General features: G+C 61.9%; 3 protein-coding genes. All 3 read left to right on the top strand.

Annotated features, from left to right (window positions below):
* The first annotated feature begins 10 nt into the window (after positions 1-10).
* The 3 genes from EN994_RS28150 (at position 11) to EN994_RS28160 (ending at position 2,050) form a co-directional block, all read left to right on the top strand.
* Positions 11-742, top strand: a complete 732-nt coding sequence (locus tag EN994_RS28150) for a CoA transferase (RefSeq protein ID WP_245466104.1) — start codon at positions 11-13, stop codon at positions 740-742.
* Between the two features lie 31 nt (positions 743-773).
* Entirely contained in the window at positions 774-1,553 is a 780-nt protein-coding gene (locus tag EN994_RS28155) for a HugZ family protein (protein WP_063168872.1), read from the top strand.
* Between the two features lie 152 nt (positions 1,554-1,705).
* Positions 1,706-2,050, top strand: a complete 345-nt coding sequence (locus EN994_RS28160; protein WP_013529913.1) for a metalloregulator ArsR/SmtB family transcription factor — start codon at positions 1,706-1,708, stop codon at positions 2,048-2,050.
* The last annotated feature ends 176 nt before the right edge of the window (positions 2,051-2,226 follow it).

A 2,226-nucleotide genomic window follows, 5' to 3' on the forward strand; every position in this document is an offset into this window, starting at 1 on the left:
CTATAGCGGCGTGCTGCACGCCATCGGCCATGCCGGCGGCCGTCCCGTCACGCCGCTCAACCTCGTTGCAGACTATGGCGGTGGCGCCATGATGCTGATTGCCGGTGTGCTGGCCGCCCTGTTCCAACGTTCGCGCACGGGCAAGGGTGAAGTTATCGACGCCGCGATGGTCGATGGCGCCTCGATGCTGGCGGTGCCCCTGCACGCCTTGATGGCGGCCGGCTTGTGGAGCGACAAGCGTGGCGCGAACCTGCTCGATTCCGGCGCCCCGTTCTACGACACCTATGAGACGTCGGACGGACGTCATATCGCCATCGGTTGTCTCGAGCCGCAATTCTTCGCCGAATTCGCGAGGCTGCTGCCGCTCGACGAGTGCTTTGCATCCGGCCAGTACGACAAGGCCCTGTGGCCGCCGATGCGCGCCGCCATTGCCGATCGGATCCGGCAGAAACCACGCGACGACTGGGACCGGTTGTTCGCGCAAACCGATGCCTGCGTTGCACCCGTTCTGTCGCTGCAAGAGGCAAAGCACCACCCGCACAATCGGGCACGCAACGCCTCTGTGACGGCAGGTGCATTTGAGCGCCCGGCCCCGGCCCCGCGTTTCTCGAGTTCGCAACCGACATTGGCCACTATGCCCGGCGATGAGGATTTGTTGCCGTCGACAACGCTGGCAAGTTTCGGCTTTGCGAAAGCCGAGATCGACGACCTTGTCAAATCCGGCTTGCTGACCGATAACTAGAGAACAAAAATCAACTTACTGCGGTGCTGCCTTGGACGACCCGAAGAAGGACGTGATCCGTGAGACGGACGCCGAAGCGATCCGGCTGGCGAAGACGCTTCTGCGCAGCGCCCGCTTTGGCGCCCTGGCGGTGATCGAACCGCAAACCGGCTCGCCGCTGGCCAGCAGGGTTGGCGTGGCCACCGACATCGACGGCGCACCGCTGATCCTGGTGTCGATGCTTTCGGCGCACACCGGCGCGCTGCTTGCCGACCCGCGCTGTTCCCTGTTGCTCGGCGAACCAGGCAAGGGCGACCCGCTGGCGCACCCGCGCCTGACACTGGTCTGCCAGGCGGTAAGGATCGAGCGCGGATCGGCCGAACACGCCCGCACCGAGCGCCGTTACCTCAATCACAATGCCAGGGCGAAACTTTACGCCGGTCTCGGTGACTTTTCGATCTTTCGCCTCGATCCGCAACGCGCCAGCCTCAACGGCGGCTTCGGCAAGGCCTATCAGCTCGACCGATCGGATCTGCTCGCCAGCGGACCGGTCGTCGAGGAACTCGCGGCGCGCGAACAATCGGCCATCGACCACATGAACGCCGACCATCTCGACGCGATCGCCGTTTACGCACAGCATTTCGCCAAAGTATCCGGCAACGGCTGGCGTATTGCCGGATTCGATGCCGATGGCATGGATCTGGTGTCGGGCGACGGCGCTTGCCGGGTCTTTTACCCGCAACCTCTGGGCGCAGCAGGTGAATTGCGGCACGTTCTGGTCGATATGGCGAGGGCGGGCCGAGCCATTGTCGACGCCGGGACTGAGACTTAATTATGCTGGATCAAAAGCAACACTTGAGATTTAGGTGAAATGCTCTACCTTTTAGTGACGCTGAATCGCCAGCGCCGATCGATAAGTGAATTTATGGAATCAGACGCCATTGCCCCCATGGCGTCGGGATGAACAGGAAGCATGGGGGATCGATGGTCTCGACAAAGCTAATCGTGAACGCCGAATCGGCGGCAGAGTTTCTCATGCTGATGGGCAATGAGAAGCGACTGTTGATCATGAGCTACCTCGCCGAAGGTGAAATGTCGGTGGGAGCCATAGCCGAGAAGGTGATGCTCAGCCAATCCGCCCTGTCCCAGCATCTCGCCAAGTTGCGGGCGCTCGACCTTGTCGACACCCGCCGCGACCGGCAGATGATTTACTACTCCTGCAAATCCGACGCCGTGCGAGAACTGCTTGTCATGTTGGACGGCATTTTCGGCAGCGGCAAGGATGACCTGTCCCAGATGGCGCACCGCTTGCGCCGTGCTGGAACCTGACCACACAGCCGCCGATCTCGCCGGTGATTCAGAGCGGCATGCGCCGATTTGGGGCGCACAAAGCTGGCTGATTGTCCCGAATTGTCGCATCGTGCTTTCCAAACAAGGTGAGCGCCGGGAAGCGGTCCGGATTTTCGGGCCGATGCGACGGTCGCGAGGAATGCATGGATCCCATT

The organism is Mesorhizobium sp. M7A.F.Ca.CA.002.09.1.1 (assembly GCF_003998555.1).
Classification (GTDB): domain Bacteria; phylum Pseudomonadota; class Alphaproteobacteria; order Rhizobiales; family Rhizobiaceae; genus Mesorhizobium; species Mesorhizobium ciceri.

Bases quoted from the DNA above. Each gene is read 5' to 3' on its own strand.
- EN994_RS28160 (WP_013529913.1), top strand. From the start codon at position 1,706: ATGGTCTCGACAAAGCTAATCGTGAACGCCGAATCGGCGGCAGAGTTT.